At 66.0% G+C, this 18597-nt stretch carries 17 protein-coding genes, 1 tRNA gene and 1 pseudogene; 12 read left to right on the plus strand and 7 right to left on the minus strand.

Going from position 1 to position 18597, the window contains the following annotated elements:
* Positions 1–148: 148 nt before the first annotated feature.
* Positions 149–742 carry a helix-turn-helix domain-containing protein gene (locus tag AB0M74_RS30630; protein WP_366529784.1) on the minus strand — a complete coding sequence of 198 codons (594 nt, stop codon included), beginning with the start codon at positions 740–742 and terminating at the stop codon, positions 149–151.
* Positions 743–874: 132 nt separating this feature from the next.
* Here AB0M74_RS30630 and AB0M74_RS30635 point away from each other — a divergent pair, with 132 nt between their 5' ends.
* The 3 genes from AB0M74_RS30635 to AB0M74_RS30645 all read left to right on the plus strand — a co-directional run bounded on the left by AB0M74_RS30635 (position 875) and on the right by AB0M74_RS30645 (position 2970).
* Complete coding sequence (locus tag AB0M74_RS30635; protein ID WP_366529785.1) at positions 875–1279, plus strand: DUF4345 domain-containing protein; 405 nt, start codon at positions 875–877, stop codon at positions 1277–1279.
* A gap of 360 nt (positions 1280–1639) precedes the next feature.
* Positions 1640–2062, plus strand: a complete 423-nt coding sequence (locus AB0M74_RS30640) for an EF-hand domain-containing protein (RefSeq protein WP_366529786.1) — start codon at positions 1640–1642, stop codon at positions 2060–2062.
* Positions 2063–2235: 173 nt separating this feature from the next.
* Positions 2236–2970 (plus strand): hypothetical protein, encoded by a 735-nt coding sequence (locus tag AB0M74_RS30645; RefSeq protein WP_366529787.1) that lies wholly within the window; start codon positions 2236–2238, stop codon positions 2968–2970.
* Between the two features lie 353 nt (positions 2971–3323).
* Here the strand turns inward: AB0M74_RS30645 and AB0M74_RS30650 are convergent, their stop codons facing one another.
* The gene (locus tag AB0M74_RS30650) at positions 3324–3992 is read right to left on the minus strand and encodes a metal-dependent transcriptional regulator (RefSeq protein WP_366529853.1); all 669 of its coding nucleotides are present in this window, start codon (positions 3990–3992) and stop codon (positions 3324–3326) included.
* 590 nt (positions 3993–4582) lie between these two features.
* Between AB0M74_RS30650 and AB0M74_RS30655 the strand changes: the two genes are divergently transcribed.
* The 4 genes from AB0M74_RS30655 to AB0M74_RS30670 all read left to right on the plus strand — a co-directional run bounded on the left by AB0M74_RS30655 (position 4583) and on the right by AB0M74_RS30670 (position 10040).
* On the plus strand, positions 4583–5569 hold the full coding sequence (locus AB0M74_RS30655; protein WP_366529788.1) for a bifunctional riboflavin kinase/FAD synthetase: 987 nt from the start codon (positions 4583–4585) through the stop codon (positions 5567–5569).
* Positions 5570–5699: 130 nt separating this feature from the next.
* Positions 5700–5969 (plus strand): 30S ribosomal protein S15, encoded by a 270-nt coding sequence (gene rpsO, locus AB0M74_RS30660; protein ID WP_328403782.1) that lies wholly within the window; start codon positions 5700–5702, stop codon positions 5967–5969.
* A 400-nt stretch (positions 5970–6369) separates the two neighbouring features.
* The gene (locus tag AB0M74_RS30665; protein ID WP_366529789.1) at positions 6370–8649 is read left to right on the plus strand and encodes a polyribonucleotide nucleotidyltransferase; all 2280 of its coding nucleotides are present in this window, start codon (positions 6370–6372) and stop codon (positions 8647–8649) included.
* A gap of 95 nt (positions 8650–8744) precedes the next feature.
* Positions 8745–10040, plus strand: coding sequence for a pitrilysin family protein (locus tag AB0M74_RS30670; RefSeq protein WP_366529790.1), 1296 nt, complete (start codon positions 8745–8747; stop codon positions 10038–10040).
* Between the two features lie 41 nt (positions 10041–10081).
* Here AB0M74_RS30670 and AB0M74_RS30675 read toward each other — a convergent pair whose 3' ends face one another.
* Entirely contained in the window at positions 10082–10417 is a 336-nt protein-coding gene (locus tag AB0M74_RS30675; RefSeq protein ID WP_366529791.1) for a helix-turn-helix domain-containing protein, read from the minus strand.
* A 103-nt stretch (positions 10418–10520) separates the two neighbouring features.
* Between AB0M74_RS30675 and AB0M74_RS30680 the strand changes: the two are divergent.
* Both AB0M74_RS30680 and AB0M74_RS30685 read left to right on the plus strand, forming a co-directional pair.
* Positions 10521–11730: pseudogene (locus AB0M74_RS30680) on the plus strand (MFS transporter).
* Between the two features lie 150 nt (positions 11731–11880).
* Positions 11881–11952: transfer RNA gene (locus tag AB0M74_RS30685), tRNA-Gly, on the plus strand.
* On the opposite strand, the gene AB0M74_RS30690 is transcribed toward AB0M74_RS30685, so the two are convergent.
* Positions 11944–12540: a TetR/AcrR family transcriptional regulator gene (locus AB0M74_RS30690; RefSeq protein ID WP_366529792.1), complete on the minus strand. Its 597-nt coding sequence runs from the start codon at positions 12538–12540 to the stop codon at positions 11944–11946. The genes AB0M74_RS30685 and AB0M74_RS30690 overlap by 9 nt on opposite strands.
* Before the next feature lie 90 nt (positions 12541–12630).
* Between AB0M74_RS30690 and AB0M74_RS30695 the strand changes: the two genes are divergently transcribed.
* Positions 12631–13113: a DUF1772 domain-containing protein gene (locus AB0M74_RS30695; protein WP_366529793.1), complete on the plus strand. Its 483-nt coding sequence runs from the start codon at positions 12631–12633 to the stop codon at positions 13111–13113.
* On the opposite strand, the gene AB0M74_RS30700 is transcribed toward AB0M74_RS30695, so the two are convergent.
* The gene (locus AB0M74_RS30700; protein WP_366529794.1) at positions 13106–13504 is read right to left on the minus strand and encodes a DUF4440 domain-containing protein; all 399 of its coding nucleotides are present in this window, start codon (positions 13502–13504) and stop codon (positions 13106–13108) included. The genes AB0M74_RS30695 and AB0M74_RS30700 overlap by 8 nt on opposite strands.
* Positions 13505–13660: 156 nt before the next feature.
* Between AB0M74_RS30700 and AB0M74_RS30705 the strand changes: the two genes are divergently transcribed.
* Positions 13661–15079 (plus strand): pentapeptide repeat-containing protein, encoded by a 1419-nt coding sequence (locus AB0M74_RS30705; RefSeq protein WP_366529795.1) that lies wholly within the window; start codon positions 13661–13663, stop codon positions 15077–15079.
* A 299-nt stretch (positions 15080–15378) separates the two neighbouring features.
* Here the strand turns inward: AB0M74_RS30705 and AB0M74_RS30710 are convergent, their stop codons facing one another.
* Both AB0M74_RS30710 and AB0M74_RS30715 read right to left on the minus strand, forming a co-directional pair.
* Complete coding sequence (locus tag AB0M74_RS30710; RefSeq protein WP_366529854.1) at positions 15379–15774, minus strand: VOC family protein; 396 nt, start codon at positions 15772–15774, stop codon at positions 15379–15381.
* Positions 15775–16180: 406 nt separating this feature from the next.
* The gene (locus AB0M74_RS30715) at positions 16181–16576 is read right to left on the minus strand and encodes a hypothetical protein (protein ID WP_366529796.1); all 396 of its coding nucleotides are present in this window, start codon (positions 16574–16576) and stop codon (positions 16181–16183) included.
* Between the two features lie 821 nt (positions 16577–17397).
* Between AB0M74_RS30715 and AB0M74_RS30720 the strand changes: the two genes are divergently transcribed.
* Entirely contained in the window at positions 17398–18504 is a 1107-nt protein-coding gene (locus AB0M74_RS30720) for a zinc-binding dehydrogenase (protein WP_366529797.1), read from the plus strand.
* Positions 18505–18597: the final 93 nt, after the last annotated feature.

The raw sequence follows: 18597 nt of genomic DNA on the forward strand, positions 1-18597 counted from the left end.
GCTGATCACCGAACCGGGCCAAATCCTCCTGAAACGACACGATCGCCGCAACCTCTCAAATCGAGAGTGTTGCGACGATCGCGTGAACCCGCCGAGTTCGATACGGGCCGCTGCGGATATGCGATGTTCGAGCCCGATGACTGCCGGATCACTTGTCCCGGTCGCCGAGAACGGGTTCGAGCGCGCCGAGCAGTGCGCCGATGCAGACTTCGCGGAGTTCGATACGGGAGAAAGCCCGGTTTTCCAGCCACTCGATGGACAGCACGCGGACGAAGGTGAGCCAGCTCATCAGGATGGCGGAGGTTGTTTCCCGGGTGGCGCCTTCGACGCCGATCAGCTCGAGCAGGCGGTGGTGTAGCTCGCCGAGTTCGCCGGTGATGATGGCTTGGATGGTGGGGTCGCCTGCCAGCACCTTGTTGGCGGTGACCACTGTTGTGCTGTTGGCCTCGAAGTAGTCGAGGTGGGCGTCCAGACCCGCTGAGAGTTGTTCTCGCAGTGGGGTTTCGGTGTCGAGTGTCGTTGCCACGAGCAGCCGGTCCGCGGCCAGCTGGTAGACCCCCGCGAACAGATCTCTCTTGGTGGGGAAATGTCGGTAGAGCAGGGCCCGCGACACCCCTGCTGCCGCCGCGACGTCGTCCATCAGCACGGTGTCGTACGCGCGTTCGGCGAACAGTTTCGCGCCGGCTTCCAGCAGTATGCGGCGGCGTTCGTCGGGGGAGAGTCGGCGGCGGGTGGACACCATGTCAGCTTAGTTGACGTTTGTCTACCAAGCGTCGTAGGGTCGGGATTAGTAGACAAACGTCTACTAGGGGCTCGTTGTCCGAAGATCGCCGTGCGTCGGCGTTGTACGCTTCGCGCATCCGGGAGGAATTCCATGACCACCGTACTCAAATGGCTCACGATGGCGATGGGTGTCGCCTGTGTGGCGATCGGCTGCTTTCACCTGGGATTCGGCATCGACGGCATACCGGATATGGGTTCCTCCGGCGTGACCGCCGACAGCCAGACTCGATTCTTCGGCGCAATCTTCGTCGGTTACGGCGCCGCATGGATCTGGGCCGCTCGGCAGTCGCCGATCGCGGCGGTGGTCATCCGCTGGCTCGCCGGAATCTTCCTGCTCGGCGCGGTCGGACGCGGGATATCGCTGGCCGTCTACGGCTGGCCACACTGGTTCCAGATCGTGCTCACCGCAATCGAGCTTGTGCTCCCGCCCGTGTTCTTTGTGCTGTCCAGGGGCAATGAAACGCGCGTCGAACGCGGTGCCACTGCTGCGGCCTGAGCCGGAGGCGCCGGCACGGACTGGGGGTCTCGGGATCGGTCGCCCGAATTCAGGTAGTCCCTTGGCTCGTAGCGGACATCGGCTGATGGCGACCAGACCGCTCGCCGACGTCGTCACATCCCCGCGGTCGGGGGCGGCGGGGCCGCTCGCGGGCGGTCCGGAATTCCCCGGTGATGTGCCGCCGAGACACCATCGCCTGATGCGGATCGGCCGGTGTGCACCGTGATGCCGCTGTTGCCGGCGTAGTGGGTGGCCGGTCTGCGCCGCTCACCCGGAAAGGCTCTGGTGCAACGGAATCCGTAGAGTGGCCCGTGACCGGACGCAGGCACTCGGATCGGCGGCGGTGGGAAGGCATGAGCGATGAGTGAACGACCGGTCGACACATTCGAACTGTGGGATCGTGACGGCGACGGGCTGGTTTCGGTGGACGACATCACCGACGGCATCCGCGCCCTCGGACTGGACGTCGATGCCGAGGCAATCGAACGGCTGGTCGCCGCCGCCGACACCGATGGCGACTTCCTTGTCTCCAGGGCCGAATTCGACGCTGCCCTGGTCGCGGGCCGCATCGAGGTCACCGATGCCGACGCCGCCTTCCGCGTATTCGATATCAACGGCGACGGCCGCATCTCCGTCGACGAACTCGAATCCCTGATCCGCCAGGTCGGCGCGGGCCGCATCGACGAACCAGCCGAATCCCTCCTGGCCGCCGCCGACACCGACGGCGACGGCTACCTCTCTCTCCCAGAATTTCGAGCCCTCCTCGACTTCCTCTCCCGCTGACCCCGCCGGGCGTGTTCGCGATCCACCGAGAAGTGGACAGCCCATCAGGTCGGCTGCAGATCACGGACGGGACTGCGACCTTGCCCATGCGGGGTGATCTGGGTTAACTCCGGCTGCCGTCTATGCGATAGTTCAGGTGTCAGGAGGAACGGTCGATCGGAAGGCCGATGGCCATGGGGATGCGTGTCGTCCAGCGGGCAATGGTGTGCGCCGCGGTGGTGGTGGCCGCCGTTGCTTGCGGTGATGGCAACGAATTGTCAGAGCCGTCGCGTGGGGGTTCGGTAGCAGTGACGACTACGGTCGCAGCGCCGCCGATCCTCCCAGCTCCGGACAACTCGACGTTGGTCATCAAAACACTGACCGTATCGGGCGGCGCAGTTCCGAACGTGCCGGTGGCTATTGGGCTGATGCGGCCGTGCGACCCTGCGCGGCATGATATTCCGGTCGGCGAGGCGACCGAGTCGCGGCAATGGACCGGGACCACGGATGGGAACGGCACCACCACCTTCGCCGTGCCGGTCGGCTGTTACCTGTTCACTATGCGACCGCCTCCGGGATCGTCGCCGGTGCCCGAGGGCATGCACAGCGCCTTCGTGAGCGCACCCGGCCAGATCGTATCCGGCGTACTGCGATTCGAGGATCCGGTGCCGCCACCGTGCACCGCGGCGGCGATCGTCGATGACCTCGACGTTGCGCCCTACCTCGCCGCCGCCCATGCCACGGTTTCCGAGTGCGAGGGCGGCTGGGCCGTCATCGTCTGGGACGTCCCCGGTGACTCCCAACGCATTGTCGTCCACAACCCGGACGGCTGGACCACCTACATCGGCTTCCCGCACGACGCCTGCTGGACCGAAGCCCTCGCCGACGGCGTCCCCGCTCGTCTACAGCGGTACTTTCTACCGTGCTGACGTCCGCCTGCTGCCCACAGAGGTGGGGGGGTACCGAGCTGCGCGACCTCGACCGGCGACGCCGCCCGCGAGTGCCGCGAGCACGGTGATCATCGCTGCGGCGGCGAAGCTGTCACCGCAAGATCGAGACCAGTTTCGCTGCAGTGAGTTTCACCTCGACAACTGCGGAGGCCAACTGCTCTCCCCGGATAGCCTCTGCGCGCAGGCCACGAGATGTCTTCCTGCAAGAACATTTTCATTGCGGAGCGCCGGGAATCTTCATCCGTCTGATGTCGGAGAAGGCTGCGGTCCCCGAGTATCCCAGAGGTACTTTCGTCGAAGTGGCGCTGAGGGGAGTCCCGGAGGATTCGCGGTCAGTCGGCGGTGGTGAGCCAGATGGCCTGGGCGGCGGGGCTACCGAGATCGATGGTGCGGTCCTCGATGCGGATGGCGATGGTGCCTGCGAAGTCGCGACGTTCCACGACGGCAATCGGGGTGTCGAGGGCGATGCCGACGGAGTCGAAGTAGCGCAGCATGTCGGGGTCGGCATCGGAGATGCGGGCGACGCGGCCGGATTCGGCGGCCGAGAAGTCGCTGAGCTGGCGGGCCGGTGGGGTGGGGACGGCGCCGTCGACCGAAGGGATGGGGTCGCCGTGCGGGTCGCGGTCCGGGAAGCCGAGTTTGGCGTCGATGCGGGCCATGAGAAGTTCGGAGACGGCGTGTTCGAGCACCTCGGCCTCGTCGTGCACCTCGTCCCAGCCGTAGCCGAGCTCGCTGACCAAGAACGTTTCGATCAGCCGGTGCCTGCGCACCATGGCGATGGCGGCGAGGCGGCCGTCCTCGGTGAGCGTGATCGAGCCGTAGCGGGCGTGTTCCACCAGACCTTGATCGGCGAGTTTGCGGACCGCCTCGGAGACGGTGGAGGCCGAAACGCCGATCCGCTCGGCGAGCAGCTTCGTCGACACCTTCTCCTGCGACCACTCCTGCGCGGTCCAGATCACTTTGAGGTAGTCCTGAGCTACTGACGAGAGCACCGGCGCCATCGTTACGGTGCTGCGGTGCGGCTCGCCGTGCGTCGAGCCGCCCACCTGCTGCGCGGCGTCTCTGAGCTGCGCCGAGGTGTCGGCCAGCTCACGTCGGGTGGCGATATCTCGTTTACCGGGCACATACCCGAGCTTAGGCATATGCCTGCCGATTCACACATCGCGCCGCACGGGCGAACGCAGTCTTCACCCTCCGTATACGACACCGGAAGCGTTGTGTGACATCGGCGCCTCTCGCCGCCTCGCGACGCAGGATGGGCGGCCGCCTTCGGATTTGCTGCGACGCGGTGCCTGCTTCGATCGGTTGTATCGGAGGCGGCTGTTTGCGGCTTCGTTCCGGCGCGGCGCGGACTTCGGTCGAACTGGGGTTGTGCGAGATCGGCGGCTCCCACCCGATGTAGGCGGGCGGAGCCGGACGCCGCCGGGCCGGCTGAGATCGGCGGCTGCGCCTGGCTTTGCTCCGGCGCGGCGCGGAGTTCGATGGGACTGTCGCGGGTTGTGCTGGATCGACGCCTGTCTCCGGCTTCGCTCCGGGCCCGGCGCGGACTTCGGTCAGGCCATGTTCGGCTGTGCAAGATAGGCTGCGGACTGTGCAGAGATGGCGAAGTCTCGACGAGGTGCCCGCGGACTGGGGGCGGTGTGTGCTCACGATCGGTGTGTTCGACGGTGTGCACCGCGGTCACGCGCAGCTGATCAGCCGGGCCGTGAAGGCCGCTGCCGCGCGTGGTGTTCCCGCGGTGCTGATGACCTTCGACCCGCACCCCATGGAGGTGGTACGGCCCGGCTCGCATCCCGCGCAGCTGACCACGTTGACCCGGCGTGCGGAGTTGGCCGAGGAACTCGGTGTCGATGTGTTCTGTGTCATGCCGTTCACCCAGGAATTCATGAAGCTGACACCGGCTCGCTACGTGCACGATCTGCTGGTCGAGCGGCTGCATGTGGTCGAGGTGGTGGTGGGGGACAACTTCACCTTCGGCAAGAAGGCCGCAGGCACTCTCGACACCATGCGCGAGCTCGGTGATCGGTTCGGTTTCGAGGTCGACGGTGTGAAACTGATCGGCGAGCACGCGGTCACCTTCTCCTCCACCTACATTCGTGCCTGCGTCGACGCGGGCGATATGGGCGCGGCCGCCGAAGCGCTCGGCAGGCCGCACCGCGTCGAGGGCGTGGTGGTGCACGGCGACGGCCGCGGCAAGCAGCTCGGTTTCCCCACCGCGAATGTCGCGCCGCCGATGCACGCGGCCATCCCCGCCGACGGCGTGTACGCGGGCTGGTTCACCGTGCTCGGCCCCGGTCCGACCATCGGCACCGTGACGCCGGGCGAGCGCGCGATGGCCGCGATCTCGGTCGGCACCAACCCCACTTTCTCCGGCCGGGCCAGGACGGTCGAGGCGTACGTGCTCGACGGCGAGGCCGATCTCTATGGCCAACACGTCGCGGTGGACTTCGTGGAGCACCTGCGCGGGATGCGCAAATTCGATTCGATCGAAGAGCTGCTCGAAGCCATGGGCCGCGACGTGGACAACGCCCGTAAGGTGCTCGCCGCCGCCGACACGTCGACAGCGCCCGAGGCCTGAGCGACCGCGATTCGGTGCGCCGGAATTCATCCGGTAAGGTGGATCCTCGGGTTTGCTGCGGTCCGCGGTGGCGCCCAGCCGGGTAACCGGATTCCGAGCGCGGGACTGAGAAAATAGGAGTGGATGCCCCATGGCACTGACCACCGAGCAGAAGTCGGCGATTCTCGCCGAGTACGGCCTGCACGAGAAGGACACCGGTTCGCCGGAAGCCCAGATCGCGCTGCTGTCCAAGCGGATCTCCGACCTCACCGAGCACCTGAAGGTGCACAAGCACGATCACCACACGCGCCACGGCCTGCTCGCGCTGATCGGCCGTCGTCGTCGCCTCTCGAAGTACCTGCAGAAGAGCGACATCGCGCGTTACCGCTCCCTCATCGAGCGTCTCGGCCTGCGTCGCTGATCGCTCGACACACCGGCTACCGGAGGTAGTCGGCGAACCGGCCAACGGGGAGGCATACAATCTCCCCGTTGGCTATTTGTGTGTGAGGGGTAAAAGTTGTCGCGACCGCTTGTTTGGTTGCTAGAGACAGCATCACCCATCTACACGACAACATTGCACAGCCGTATGCACCCGCCGCGTGGCGTCGGTCTTCGGTAGTGGCCTCCCGGCAGGTGAAACTCCGCCGGCGGGCTTCGATCGATGACCGCCTCCGCGTCGCCGTATCCAAGGGGATCTGGCCGGGTGCGCGCGTGGCAGCCAGGAGGGTTGCCGCGCGCCCGTATCCGGTACGGCTGACGAATAGCCGAGTCGCGCCCATGACGCGCTCGACTCGGCGAAGACGAGAGGTTGAGAGAAGAAAATGACCGAAACAACTGAACGCACGTCCTCGGCCGTAGAGGTCGAACCCGGTGTGTTCGAGTCTGTCGCGCTGATCGACAACGGCAGCTACGGCACCCGCACCGTCCGCTTCGAGACCGGTCGTCTGGCCCGTCAGGCCGCCGGCTCGGTCGTCGCGTACCTGGACGACGAGACCATGCTGTTGTCGGCGACCACCGCGGGCAAGCACCCCAAAGACCAGTTCGATTTCTTCCCGCTGACGGTCGACGTCGAGGAGCGGATGTACGCCGCTGGTCGTATCCCCGGCTCGTTCTTCCGTCGTGAGGGCCGTCCGTCCACCGACGCGATCCTGACCTGCCGCCTGATCGACCGGCCGCTGCGTCCGTCGTTCGTCGACGGTCTGCGCAACGAGATCCAGGTCGTCGTCACCGTGATGAGCCTGGATCCCAATGATCTCTACGACGTGGTGGCCATCAACGCCGCGTCCGCGTCCACCCAGATCGCGGGTCTGCCGTTCTCCGGTCCGGTCGGCGGCGTGCGTGTCGCGCTGATCGAGGGCCAGTGGGTCGCGTTCCCGACCGTCGAGCAGCTCGAGGGTGCCGTGTTCGACATGGTTGTCGCCGGGCGCGTCGTCGAGTCCGGCGATGTCGCGATCATGATGGTCGAGGCCGAGGCCACCGACAAGGTCATCGCGCTGATCGAGGGTGGCGCGACCGCGCCGACCGAGGCCGTTGTCGCCGAGGGCCTGGAGGCTGCCAAGCCGTTCATCGCCCGTCTGTGCAAGGCGCAGCAGGATCTCGCTTCGCTGGCGGCCAAGCCGACCGGCGAATTCCCGTTGTTCCCGCCGTACGAGGCCGACGTCTACGAGGCCGTCGAGGGCACCGCCAAGCGCGAGCTGGGGGAGGCGCTGTCGATTGCCGACAAGCAGCAGCGCGAGGACAAGATCGACGAGATCAAGGTCGACGTGCTCGCCCGCCTCGGCGACGATTTCGTCGGTCGCGAGAAGGAGCTGGGCGCCGCATTCCGCTCGGTCACCAAGAAGCTTGTCCGGCAACGGATTTTGTCCGACGGCTTCCGCATCGACGGCCGTGGTCTCGCCGACATCCGTGCCCTCTCCGCTGAGGTCGCCGTGGTGCCGCGGGCGCACGGTTCGGCTCTGTTCGAGCGTGGCGAGACCCAGATCCTGGGTGTCACCACACTGGATATGGTGAAGATGGCGCAGCAGGTCGACTCGCTCGGCCCGGAAACCAGCAAGCGCTACATGCACCACTACAACTTCCCGCCGTTCTCGACCGGTGAGACCGGCCGCGTCGGTTCGCCGAAGCGCCGCGAAATCGGCCACGGCGCGCTCGCGGAGCGGGCCCTGATGCCGGTGCTGCCGAGCCAGGAAGAGTTCCCCTACGCGATCCGTCAGGTGTCGGAGGCGTTGTCCTCCAACGGTTCTACCTCGATGGGCTCGGTCTGTGCCTCGACCCTGTCGCTGCTCAACGCCGGTGTGCCGCTGAAGGCGCCGGTCGCGGGTATCGCCATGGGCCTGGTGTCCGACACCGTCAAGAACGACAAGGGCGAGGACGAGGTCCGCTACGTCGCGCTGACCGACATCCTCGGCGCCGAGGATGCCTTCGGCGACATGGACTTCAAGGTCGCGGGCACCAGTGAGTTCGTCACCGCGTTGCAGCTGGACACCAAGCTCGACGGCATCCCCTCGCAGGTGCTCGCCGGTGCGCTGGCCCAGGCGCACGACGCGCGCACCACCATCCTGGAGGTTATGGCCGAGGCCATCGCCACCCCGGACGAGATGAGCCAGTACGCGCCGCGTGTCACCGCGATCAAGATCCCGGTCGACAAGATCGGTGAGGTCATCGGCCCCAAGGGCAAGGTGATCAACCAGATCACCGAGGAGACCGGCGCCAACATCTCGATCGAAGATGACGGCACTGTTTACGTCGGTGCGACCAATGGCCCTGCGGCGCAGGCGGCGATCGATATGATCAACGCCATCGCGAACCCGCAGCTGCCGAAGGTCGGCGAGCGCTTCCTGGGCACGGTCGTCAAGACCACCGCCTTCGGCGCGTTCGTCTCGCTGCTGCCGGGTCGTGATGGCCTGGTCCACATCTCCAAGCTGGGCAACGGCAAGCGCGTCGCCAAGGTCGAGGACGTGGTCAACGTCGGCGACAAGCTGCGCGTGGAAATCGCCGATATCGACAACCGCGGCAAGATCTCGCTGGTGCCGGTCGACGAGAATGCTGACGAGCCTGCCGCTGACGACACCGTTGATGCGGGCGCGGCGGAGACCGAGTAGTACTTGTCTTTGTGACGAAGAAGAAGACGACAACCCCTCTGCTCCGCGGCGAGCAGGGGGGTTCGTCACTAGAGCTACGGGCGGACAACGCGCGGATGACCGACTCGGGTGTGCGGCGCACTGTCTTGCCCGGCGGACTGCGCGTGGTGACCGAGCATGTGCCCGGCGTGCGGTCGGCCTCGATCGGTGTGTGGGTCGGAGTCGGTTCGCGCGACGAGGGGCCCACCGTCGCCGGTGCCGCGCACTTCCTGGAACACCTGCTGTTCAAGGCAACTCCGACGCGATCGGCGCTGGACATCGCCCAGGCGATGGATGCCGTCGGCGGCGAGCTCAACGCGTTCACCGCGAAGGAGCAGACTTGCTACTACGCGCATGTGATCGACGAAGACCTGCCCCTGGCTGTCGACATGGTCTCCGACGTGGTGCTCAACGGTCTGTGCCGTGCCTCCGATGTGGACGTGGAACGACAGGTCGTGCTCGAGGAAATCGCCATGCGCGACGACGATCCGGAGGATCTGGTCGGCGACGCGTTCCTCACCGCGCTATTCGGCGGTCACCCGCTCGGACGGCCGGTGATCGGTTCCATCGAGTCCATCGAATCGATGCAGGCCGCGCAGTTGCGCGGATTCCATCTGCGTCGCTATCGGCCGGATCGGATGGTCGTCGCGGTGGCGGGCAATGTCGAGCACGAGCACACGGTGGAACTGGTGCACCGTGCGTTCGCCGATCGGCTCGATCCCATTGCGGTCCCCGCGCCGCGACGCGAGGGACGGTTCCGGCCGCAGAGCGCGCCGGGACTGCAACGCAGTCACCGCGACAGCGAACAGGCGCACCTGACCTTCGGCGTGCGTGCCTTCGGGCGGCACGAGGGTGAGCAGCGCTGGCCGCTGTCGGTCCTCAACACCGTGGTCGGTGGCGGGTTGAGTTCCCGTCTGTTCCAACGGATTCGGGAAGAACGCGGGCTGGCGTACTCGGTGTACTCGAGTGTCGATACCTTCGCCGATACCGGAGCGTTCTCGGTGTACATCGGCTGTCAGCCCGAGAATCTCGGCAAGGTGGCGTCGCTGGCCCGCGGTGTGCTGGAAGCCGTTGCCGCCGACGGGATCACCGATGCCGAGTGTGCGCGGGCCAAGGGATCGCTGCGCGGCGGTCTGGTGCTCGGTCTGGAGGATTCCGCCTCCAGGATGAACCGGATCGGGCGCAGCGAGCTCAGTTACGGCAACCATCGGAGTGTGTCGGAGACGTTGGCGCGCATCGATGCGGTGACCACCGACGAGGTGTCGGCGATCGCGGCCACGCTGTTGGCCAGGCCGTTCGGCGCTTCTGTCGCGGGGCCCTACCGTCGTACCCGTGAATTGCCCGCTGCCGTACGCCATTTGGTCGACGGCTGACGGGTTGGTAGCCGGGCAGGCCGAGCGTGGGCGGGCTCTCGTCAGGCTTCGCGGGCGCGGTTGGCGGCGTCGACGATCGAGGGGAGTACACCGGGAAGTGCCGTTTCCAGGTCTTCGGTGCGCAGCCGCTGACAGGTTTGACCGTCGATAATCAGTCGTTCGATGACGCCCGCTTCGCGCAGAATCTTGAAATGGTGCGTTGCGGTCGACTTGTTGATCACCTCGTAGAGCGCGCTACAGCGCACGGCGTCGCCTGCGTTGCTCAGGCGGCGCACCATCTCGAGCCGCACCGGGTCCTGCAGCGCGCCGAGCACCGTGGCCAGGGCGGCCACCGGCGGTGTTACGGTCTCCGAGGCCAGTTCCTTAGCTCCGGTCATGATCTGCCTCACTGGTGGGTTTGACGATCATCATACCGGATGTAGGCTGATCAAGTTCGATGAGGATCAAACTTACCTGATGGGAGCTGCGATGGCAGCGACAATGGTGGCCGCCGACGAACAGACTTCACAACGCTGGGCCTATGCGCTGGTCCTAGCGGCCAGTGGTGTAGCGCTCGGCGTCTCAGGGGTCCCCGCACCCCTCTATGGCATCTACGAGAAGGAGTGGCACCTCTCGCCGCTCACCACGACCATTGTTTTCGCCGTGTACGCGGTCGCCGCGCTCGGTGCGGTGCTGGTGTCGGGCCGGATCTCCGATGTCGTCGGGCGCAAGCCGGTGCTGCTCGGCGCGTTCGCCACCATGATCGTCGGACTCGTGGTGTTCATGCTGGCCGATTCGGTGCCGATGTTGTTGCTGGCTCGGGCACTGCACGGTATGGCGGTCGGCTCGACGGTAGTGGCGGGTGCGGCGGCGCTGCTGGACATGCGGCCCACTCGGGGTGCGCGGTCCGGCCAGCTCAGTGGTGTCGCCTTCAATATCGGTATGGCCGTGGCGATTCTGGGTTCCGCGCTGCTGGCTCAGTACGCGCCGAACCCGCTGCGCACACCCTATGTCGTCATCACCGTGATCTGCTTGATCATCGGTGTCGGCGTGCTCGCGCTGAACGAGCCGCACAACGCCCGCGTCGCCGGCCGGATCAGGATCGCCAAACCAGCTGTCCCGCAAGAGATTCGAGGTGATTTCTGGTTCTCGGCGATCGGCGTGATGGCAGCATGGTCGGTGCTCGGTGCTCGGTGTGCTGTTGTCGCTGTACCCGTCGCTGGCCGCGCAGAAGACCGGCATCCACAACTTGGTGTTCGGTGGCGCGGTGGTCGCCTCGACCGCGCTGTCCGGAGCCACCTCGCAGTTGTTCGCGACCGGAGTTCCCGCGCGCAGGGCGGCGATCATCGGTGACGCAGGTATGGCGATCGCGTTGCTGCTCACCGTGCCTGCTCTCGACACCCACAGCTGGGTGATGGTCATCGGTGCCGGCGTCTTGCTCGGCACGACCTTCGGTCTCGGTTTCGGTGGTTCGATACGCCACCTGTCCGAGGTAGTGCCGCAACATAAGCGCGGTGAAACGATGTCGGCGTACTACCTGCTTGCCTACTCCGCCATGGCGCTGCCGACCATCCTGGCCGGATGGGCGGCAACTACCTAGGGCCTGACCACGGTCTTCCCATGGTTCGTCGGTGTGGTCGCCTTGGCCTGCCTCGTCGCCGCGGGCTTGGGCCTGCGGCGAAACCGGGAAGCGCGGCAAACGGCGGCGTGAGCGAACCGGGTCCCCGTGGCAGCCGGGCTTCGGGGACCCGCTTCGACTGGGTGTATTCCACGCGGGACCGCGATTCCCGATTCCTCGGCGGTGTCCGGTATTGTTCTTTCTCGCGCCACGACGGCAAGATTAAGCCATCGGGACGTGAATGCGGATGTAGCGCAGTGGTAGCGCATCACCTTGCCAAGGTGAGGGTCGCGGGTTCGAATCCCGTCATCCGCTCTTTTCGAACAGTCCCGCGCGTGCGCCGGTGAGCGCCAGTCGGGCGGCGGCGTCGGCGGTCGCGGCGGTTACCGACTCCCGAGTGATGAGTGCACGGAAATAGATCGGGGCGACGAGCGCCTTGACGAGTTCGGCCGCATCGGTGCCTGCGGGGAGTTCGCCGCGTTGGATGGCACGGCCGACTACGGGAAGCGACGTGCGGATGCGATCGCGGAAGACGTGCCTGACGGCATCGGGCGGTCGGGCGGCACCCGTCGTCTCTGAGAGCAGTACCGACAAAACCGCCTGTCCGCCTGAGCTTTTCACCCAGGTGACCAAGCCTCGTGCCAGTCCGCGCAGGTCCTCGTCGATGGAACCCGTATCGGGAATGGGGATGTCGGTGGTGACGCTGTCGCCGAGTGCATCGGCGATCAGCGCGTCGCGATCGGGCCACCGTCGGTAGACGGTGGTTTTGTGCACGCCTGCGCGGCGGGCCACGTTCTCCACCGTGAGCGCTGCGTAGCCGTGCTCGGCGAGTTCCTCGACGGTCGCGGCCAGCACGGCGGCACGCACCTTCGGGCCGCGTCCGAGCCCTGCGGTGGAACTCATTGCAACTCCTTGTTGCGATATCGGGTGAATCGAGGCAGACTCGATGCTATCGCAACTTGGAGTTGCAATAGATTGAGATGGGAGTTCCCCTTGCTGTCGAAGCTCGTTCGATCAGCGGCGCTGTTGTTTCCAGGCCTGCTGGCAGGGGCCTTCGGATACGGTGCGGTCAATGTGCTGTATGCGTTCCGCGCGGTGCCGTTGGATGTTCGGTTCACCTTTCACACCACACTCATGAGAGTCAACGGCCCGGTCATGCAGATCCTCATGGGGCTGACTGTACTGAGCACGCTCGCCCTCGCCGCGCGGTCGACATCGCGGTCGCGCTGGACGGCCGCCTGCGCCGCGGCGCTGGCGGCCACCTCGTTCCTGGTCACCCGTCTGGGCAATGTGCCGATCAATCAGCAGATCAAGGGGTGGATGGTCAGCGGCCCACCCAGCGACTACGCGGCAATCCTGCGGCGTTGGGAGCTGTTCCACTTCACCAGGACCGGATGCGCGCTGGTCGCCTTCGTCCTGGTGATCGCCGTGGTAGTCGGATCATCGACCGATGCCGGGCGAGCGGACCTCAGGTAGAGACCTCGGTCTCGTGCACGGTGCGCCAGCGGAATTCCGGGCCCTCGGCGACCAACACGGCAGTCACCTGTCGGCAGCTGCCGGCGCCTGCGAGGCGATGCATCTCCAGAAATCGGACCACCACGGTATTGCCTTCCCGAGCCAGCACTTGCACGTCGGAAATTTCGATCTTCAACCCCGGCTGGATATTTCGGGCGACACGCAGCCCTGCGAGCAGCTCGGTCCGGCTGAGTACCTCACCTGATGTGGTCACCATCGAGAATTCCTCGTGCTGGGCCGCGGCGAAACGATCGAAGACCTCAACGGCCGCGTCGGAACCGAGCCACGCGGCGAGGTCGGCGTGCAGCGTCTCTACCGCTGCCACCGGATCACAAGAGACGTCAGCGAACATCCGCGAATCATAGGGCCGCGCTGCTCCTGGCTCGTTTATCGGCGAGCTGTGCGCGTGTCGGTGCTATGGATGGGCGCACAGTCGAAAAGGTTTGGGGCGCAGCGGTCACCGATCCTTCCGGTAGTCGGGGAGCGACAATCCCATTACCATGCGGAGATGCGATGGGGGAGGTTGGGCGACCGACTCCGCCGCGCGGCATTGCTGCTGGCGGTGGTGACGGTCGTGGTGTGTGGCTTGGCGATCGCAGGTCTGACCTGGTGGTTGTTGTGGTGGGCGCTGGGTGCGAAGGCGGAGACGCCGAATCAGCTGGACCTCACCAAGATCGCGTTGTCGGTGGCGGCGGGAGTTGGTGGCGCGGTCGCCTTGGTGGTGGCCTACCGGCGGCAACGGGATCTCGAGCGTGGGCGGTTCGCGGAGTTGTTCGGGGCGGCGGCAAAACAGCTGGGTGATGCCGATGTCGCGGTCCGGATCGCGGGGGTCTACGCGATGGCCGGGGTCGCCGACGAGTTCTCGGCGCCGAGTCGAAGACAGCAGTGCATCGACGTGCTGTGTGGCTATTTGCGGCTGCCGTTCGGCCTCCATGGGGCAGCCGATCACCTTGTGTCGCGGGCGGAGTCGACCGAGGAAGCCGGCGTCACGGTCGAACGGGTATATCACTTCCGGCAGAACGACGGCGAGGTGCGGCGAACCATCATCAAGGTGATCGCCGACCACCTGCGGCGCTCGGCAGACATCTCCTGGTCGGATCGCGATTTCACCTTCAATGGGGCGGTACTCGAGGAGGCGGATTTCCGATACGCGGTATTCGCAGGTCGACACACCTCGTTCGCGCGCGCGGTTTTCGCCGGCACCACGACATTCGAACGCACGACCTTTGCGGGTCCGCATGTCACCTTCCGTGATGCAACGTTCCAGAATGGTTCCGCACTGTTCGACCACGCCGAGTTCGGGTCGACTCGCGTCGAGAAGAACGAGTTCGCCGGCTGCGGCACTACCTTCGACGGCACCACCTTCGACTGTTCGGCGTCCTTCGAGAGTGTCACCTTCCGCGGTCCGCGCACCACGTTCCGCGGTGCCCGTTTCCTCGGCGCGCGAACATCCTTCCAGGAGGCGAAGTTCCGTGCCGAGCTCACCTCGTTCGAGCGCGCGGCACTGGACGGCGAGCGGATCGCCTTCGCGGGGGCCGAGTTCGTCAGCGCGCGAATCGCTTTCACCGCCACGCAGTTCTATGCCGCAACCATCGACTTCGACGACGCCCAGTTGGGCGCGTCATCGCGATTGCGCGCCAGAGGAACTCGCGAAACAGACTTCACGCAAGCCGAATTCCACGGTGGCGTCACCTTCGCCCGCACCACCCTCGGCGGCCGCACCGTCGACTTCTCCCACGGCGACTTCTTCGGCGATATCTCCTTCCGCACCACCAGATTCGCCGCGAACGAAGTCCGATTCGACGATCCCAGAGCCTGGGTCGGCGCACACTTCGACTGGGACGACAACACTGTCCGCAAGCCCACCTGCGTCAAGCCCAACCCCTGGCCTCCAGCACCAGTTCAGCCCGCTGCACCGACCCGGTGACGAGGCTCGGTCGTCGTTCTGTGTCGTGTGACGGCACGGAGTTCGGCGGTGCCGTCGCAGTCGAACTCGCCAGACGGATGGCTCTCCGATAACACGGCTATCGGTGATCTCCTGCACATTGTTGAAGGCGCATTCGACGACTGTGCTCGTGGACCGTCCAGCCGTGGCATCGAACAGAGCGGCGCAATCTCGAGCACCTAGGTGTCGAGGCGCTCGATTGTGCTGACGGCCGCTTCGATGAGTGGGCCGTCGACCAAGCCGACCGGGGTGGCGTCCCGGTTGGACGCCACCCCTTGTCGTTACGTCGGCCAGCCGCCGTAGGGGACGGTGATCAATTCCATGAAGTGGCCGTTGGGGTCTGTGAAGTAGACGCCGCGTCCGCCGTCGTTGTGGTTGATCTCGTTGACGCCCTGCTGGCGGGGGTCGGCCCAGTGGTCCAGTTTGTCGCGCTGGATTTTGGCATAGGCCGCGTCGAACTCGGCCTCGGAGATCAGGAATGCGTAGTGCTGGGGCTGGATTTCGATGTGGGGAGGGGGAACGTTCGCGAAGTCGAAGGTGACTCCGTTGCCCGTGGGAAGTGGGATGAACGGGCCCCATTCCGGGCCGAGTTCCAAGCCGAGGATGTCTGCCCAGAATTCGGCGGACACCCGTTTGTCGTGACATCCGACAATTGTGTGATTGAACTGTACTGACAGGGGATTTCTCCTCGAGTAGTGACGGTCCCGACCCTGGGCTCGGTACAAGGCGGCCTACAGGAGCACCGTCACGGCCGAAAACGCTAGCACTGAAAGTGTCGACCGTGCCAGCTGTTCGTGATCTTGATCATGCGTGGCGCGCATTCCCTCGGGCCTGGGTGAGTACATGGTGCGGCGCACGACCCAGGTCGAGATCGTGGCCGAGCACGGACTGATGCCGTTCGCTGACGCAGAGCCGGAGTTGGTGGCGTGGATCGCCGATCAGGCGTGGATTTCCAGCAAGGGCTCGGAGGTGATGGATGCCGGGTGTTGCTGCCGGGTGACGACGTGGGAGAAGTCGGTCGACGCAGGTGGGAATCGACCGTGTGACAGCCTGGCATGGAAAGTTCGGCACCCTGGATGTCGGTCAGTCCGAGTCGTACCAGTGGGTGAAGGGACGGTCCGGGCAGGACAGGCACTCGAAGATGTACACAGCTCCCGTCCCGCATATGGCAAGGCCAGTAGGGTCAACGGCGCCAGGCCGATCACCGTCTTCGAGGGGCCGCCAGGTGCGCCAGGAGTCACCGTCCCATTCCCAACTGGCCACGGTCAGCAGGTGGCGCATCGGCCGGCTGCATTGCTCGCAGTCAGTGTCGCCCGGTCCGGTGAACCAGTCTGGATATCCGCCGAGCTTCGTGCCGGGTGCCTCAGCGTGGTGAGTGCCGTAGGACAGGAGCGGGGCTGCTTCCTTCAGCCGATAGAAATCCTCCTGCCACGCTTCGGCCAGGTCCTCCGGCAGATCCCAGGACGGGTATTCCGTCACGAGCTCGGGGTGGACTACGCAAGACGCCGGCACTTGCGAGTCATCAGCTGCGGGATCGGCTGCAGGTGTCGGAAGGACGGCCCCGACTGTTTGGGAGTCACGCCAGAACACCACAGGCCACGGCGGCGGAAAGTCGTGATTGAACGGGCACCACAGGACCTGCAGAACGTCCTTATCCTGCGGAAAGGACACAACACCAGCCGGCAGATCCGAACGGAAAGCCTGCACAACCGGAACCATCGGCACCTGGGGGGTGCTCGGCGTGCCGCTTCCGAAATCCTGGTGCGGCCTGGTGCACACCGGCCACGCCTCATCAGCCGGCCACAGCAATGGCCCTCCCACGGAACTCTGCCTGCTCGTCGGGGTACCGCGCCTCGGATGCAGCCGGATGGTGTCCCGAGCCCACACCGCGAGCCCCGGTACGAGTTCCGTCACGTCAACCGGGCGCGGGGTGGTCCGTCGAATCGCTCCGCCCGCTGCGGCACCCGAATCCATCACCTGATCAGTCACACAGCGAACCCTGCCAGACACCACTGACAACACCCACAGGCCACCGACCGCGTCGTGCTTCGCCGTAGTGCCGTCCCGTGGTTACCGGGCCAGCGCGGCAGCGCCCGTGCCGTCTTTCTGTGGCCCAGCCACAGTCGAGAAGGTGGATTTCGGCACCAAGGCCATCCAGGTGATATGCCGAACTTCGTTGGATTCTCGGCGATTGCTACCGGAACCCCGGCTCGGCTCAGCTCGGCGGCGATGGCCGACGCCGGAGCGCTTTCGGGTGCATTCGCGGGGCGAGGCAGATCGCGAGCGGTAGCGTCGGCGGCATGAAGATTCGTGGTGCGGTCCTGGAGCGGATCGCAGCGCCCGTGCCGTTTGCCGAGTCGGCACCGATCACCGTGTGCGATCTGGAGCTGGACGAACCGGGTCCCGGTGAGCTGCTGGTGCGGATCGAGGCGGCCGGGTTGTGTCACTCGGACCTGTCGGTGGTCGATGGAAACCGCGTGCGACCGGTGCCGATGCTGCTCGGGCACGAAGCGGCGGGGCGGGTCGAGGCGGTCGGCGCAGGTGAGACCGATATCGAGGTCGGGCAACGCGTGGTGATGACCTTCCTGCCGCGCTGCGGTGCATGTGCGGGCTGTGCGAGCGAGGGCCGGACACCATGTGGGCCGGGCAGTGTGGCCAACAACGCCGGCGAGCTGCTCAATGGCGGGCGACGGCTGCACCGTGACGGCGCAGCAGTACACCATCATCTGGGCGTTTCCGCGTTCGCCAGCTACGCCGTCGTGGATCGCAGGTCGGTGGTTCCGGTCGACGACGATGTGCCACCCGAAGTCGCCGCGGTACTCGGTTGCGCGGTGTTGACCGGCGGCGGCGCGCTGCTCAACTCCGCGCGGCCGGGACCTGCCGACCGGGTGATGGTTGTCGGGCTCGGCGGTGTCGGGATGGCGGCCTTGCTCGTGGCCGTGTCGCTGGGCGTCGCGGAGGTCGTCGCAGTCGATACGGTTCCGGAAAAGCTCGCTCTGGCCAAGGAACTGGGCGCCACCTCCGCATACACGCCCGCCGAGGTCGTCGAGCGCACTGTGCAGGCCGAGGTCGTTGTCGAGGCGGCGGGCAATATTCGTGCGTTCGAAACCGCGGTCGGCGCAACGGCGCCCGGCGGAACGACGGTCACCGTCGGCCTGCCCGCGCCCGATGCCAAGGCGAGCATTTCGCCGCTTGCCCTTGTCGCGCAGGGCCGTTCGATCGTCGGCAGCTACCTCGGTTCGGCGGTGCCTGCGCGCGATATTCCGGAGTACGTCCGGATGTGGCGCGAGGGGCGGCTGCCGGTCGAGCGGCTGGTGTCCGCGCATATCGGACTCGACGAAATCAACCATGCGATGGACGAACTCGCCGCCGGTCATGCGCTGCGTCAGGTGATCGTCTTCGAGTGACAGCGGGCCGCCTTCGACGGCGAGCTTCACTGTGGAACTGATCGTTCTCATAGACCTCGCGTGGTGGCGACGCGTGACCTGATTGCTTACCTC

Origin of the sequence: Nocardia sp. NPDC051463, assembly GCF_040681975.1 — a bacterium.
Taxonomy (GTDB): domain Bacteria; phylum Actinomycetota; class Actinomycetes; order Mycobacteriales; family Mycobacteriaceae; genus Nocardia.

Coding starts and splice junctions, on each gene's coding strand:
- AB0M74_RS30640 (WP_366529786.1), top strand. CDS start 1,640: ATGAGTGAACGACCGGTCGACACATTCGAACTGTGGGATCGTGACGGC.
- AB0M74_RS30720 (WP_366529797.1), top strand. CDS start 17,398: ATGAAGATTCGTGGTGCGGTCCTGGAGCGGATCGCAGCGCCCGTGCCG.
- AB0M74_RS30700 (WP_366529794.1), bottom strand. CDS start 13,504: ATGTTCGCTGACGTCTCTTGTGATCCGGTGGCAGCGGTAGAGACGCTG.
- AB0M74_RS30635 (WP_366529785.1), top strand. CDS start 875: ATGACCACCGTACTCAAATGGCTCACGATGGCGATGGGTGTCGCCTGT.
- AB0M74_RS30690 (WP_366529792.1), bottom strand. CDS start 12,540: ATGAGTTCCACCGCAGGGCTCGGACGCGGCCCGAAGGTGCGTGCCGCC.
- AB0M74_RS30630 (WP_366529784.1), bottom strand. CDS start 742: ATGGTGTCCACCCGCCGCCGACTCTCCCCCGACGAACGCCGCCGCATA.
- AB0M74_RS30675 (WP_366529791.1), bottom strand. CDS start 10,417: ATGACCGGAGCTAAGGAACTGGCCTCGGAGACCGTAACACCGCCGGTG.
- AB0M74_RS30670 (WP_366529790.1), top strand. CDS start 8,745: ATGACCGACTCGGGTGTGCGGCGCACTGTCTTGCCCGGCGGACTGCGC.
- AB0M74_RS30665 (WP_366529789.1), top strand. CDS start 6,370: ATGACCGAAACAACTGAACGCACGTCCTCGGCCGTAGAGGTCGAACCC.
- AB0M74_RS30645 (WP_366529787.1), top strand. CDS start 2,236: ATGGGGATGCGTGTCGTCCAGCGGGCAATGGTGTGCGCCGCGGTGGTG.
- AB0M74_RS30705 (WP_366529795.1), top strand. CDS start 13,661: ATGCGATGGGGGAGGTTGGGCGACCGACTCCGCCGCGCGGCATTGCTG.
- AB0M74_RS30650 (WP_366529853.1), bottom strand. CDS start 3,992: ATGGCGCCGGTGCTCTCGTCAGTAGCTCAGGACTACCTCAAAGTGATC.
- rpsO (WP_328403782.1), top strand. CDS start 5,700: ATGGCACTGACCACCGAGCAGAAGTCGGCGATTCTCGCCGAGTACGGC.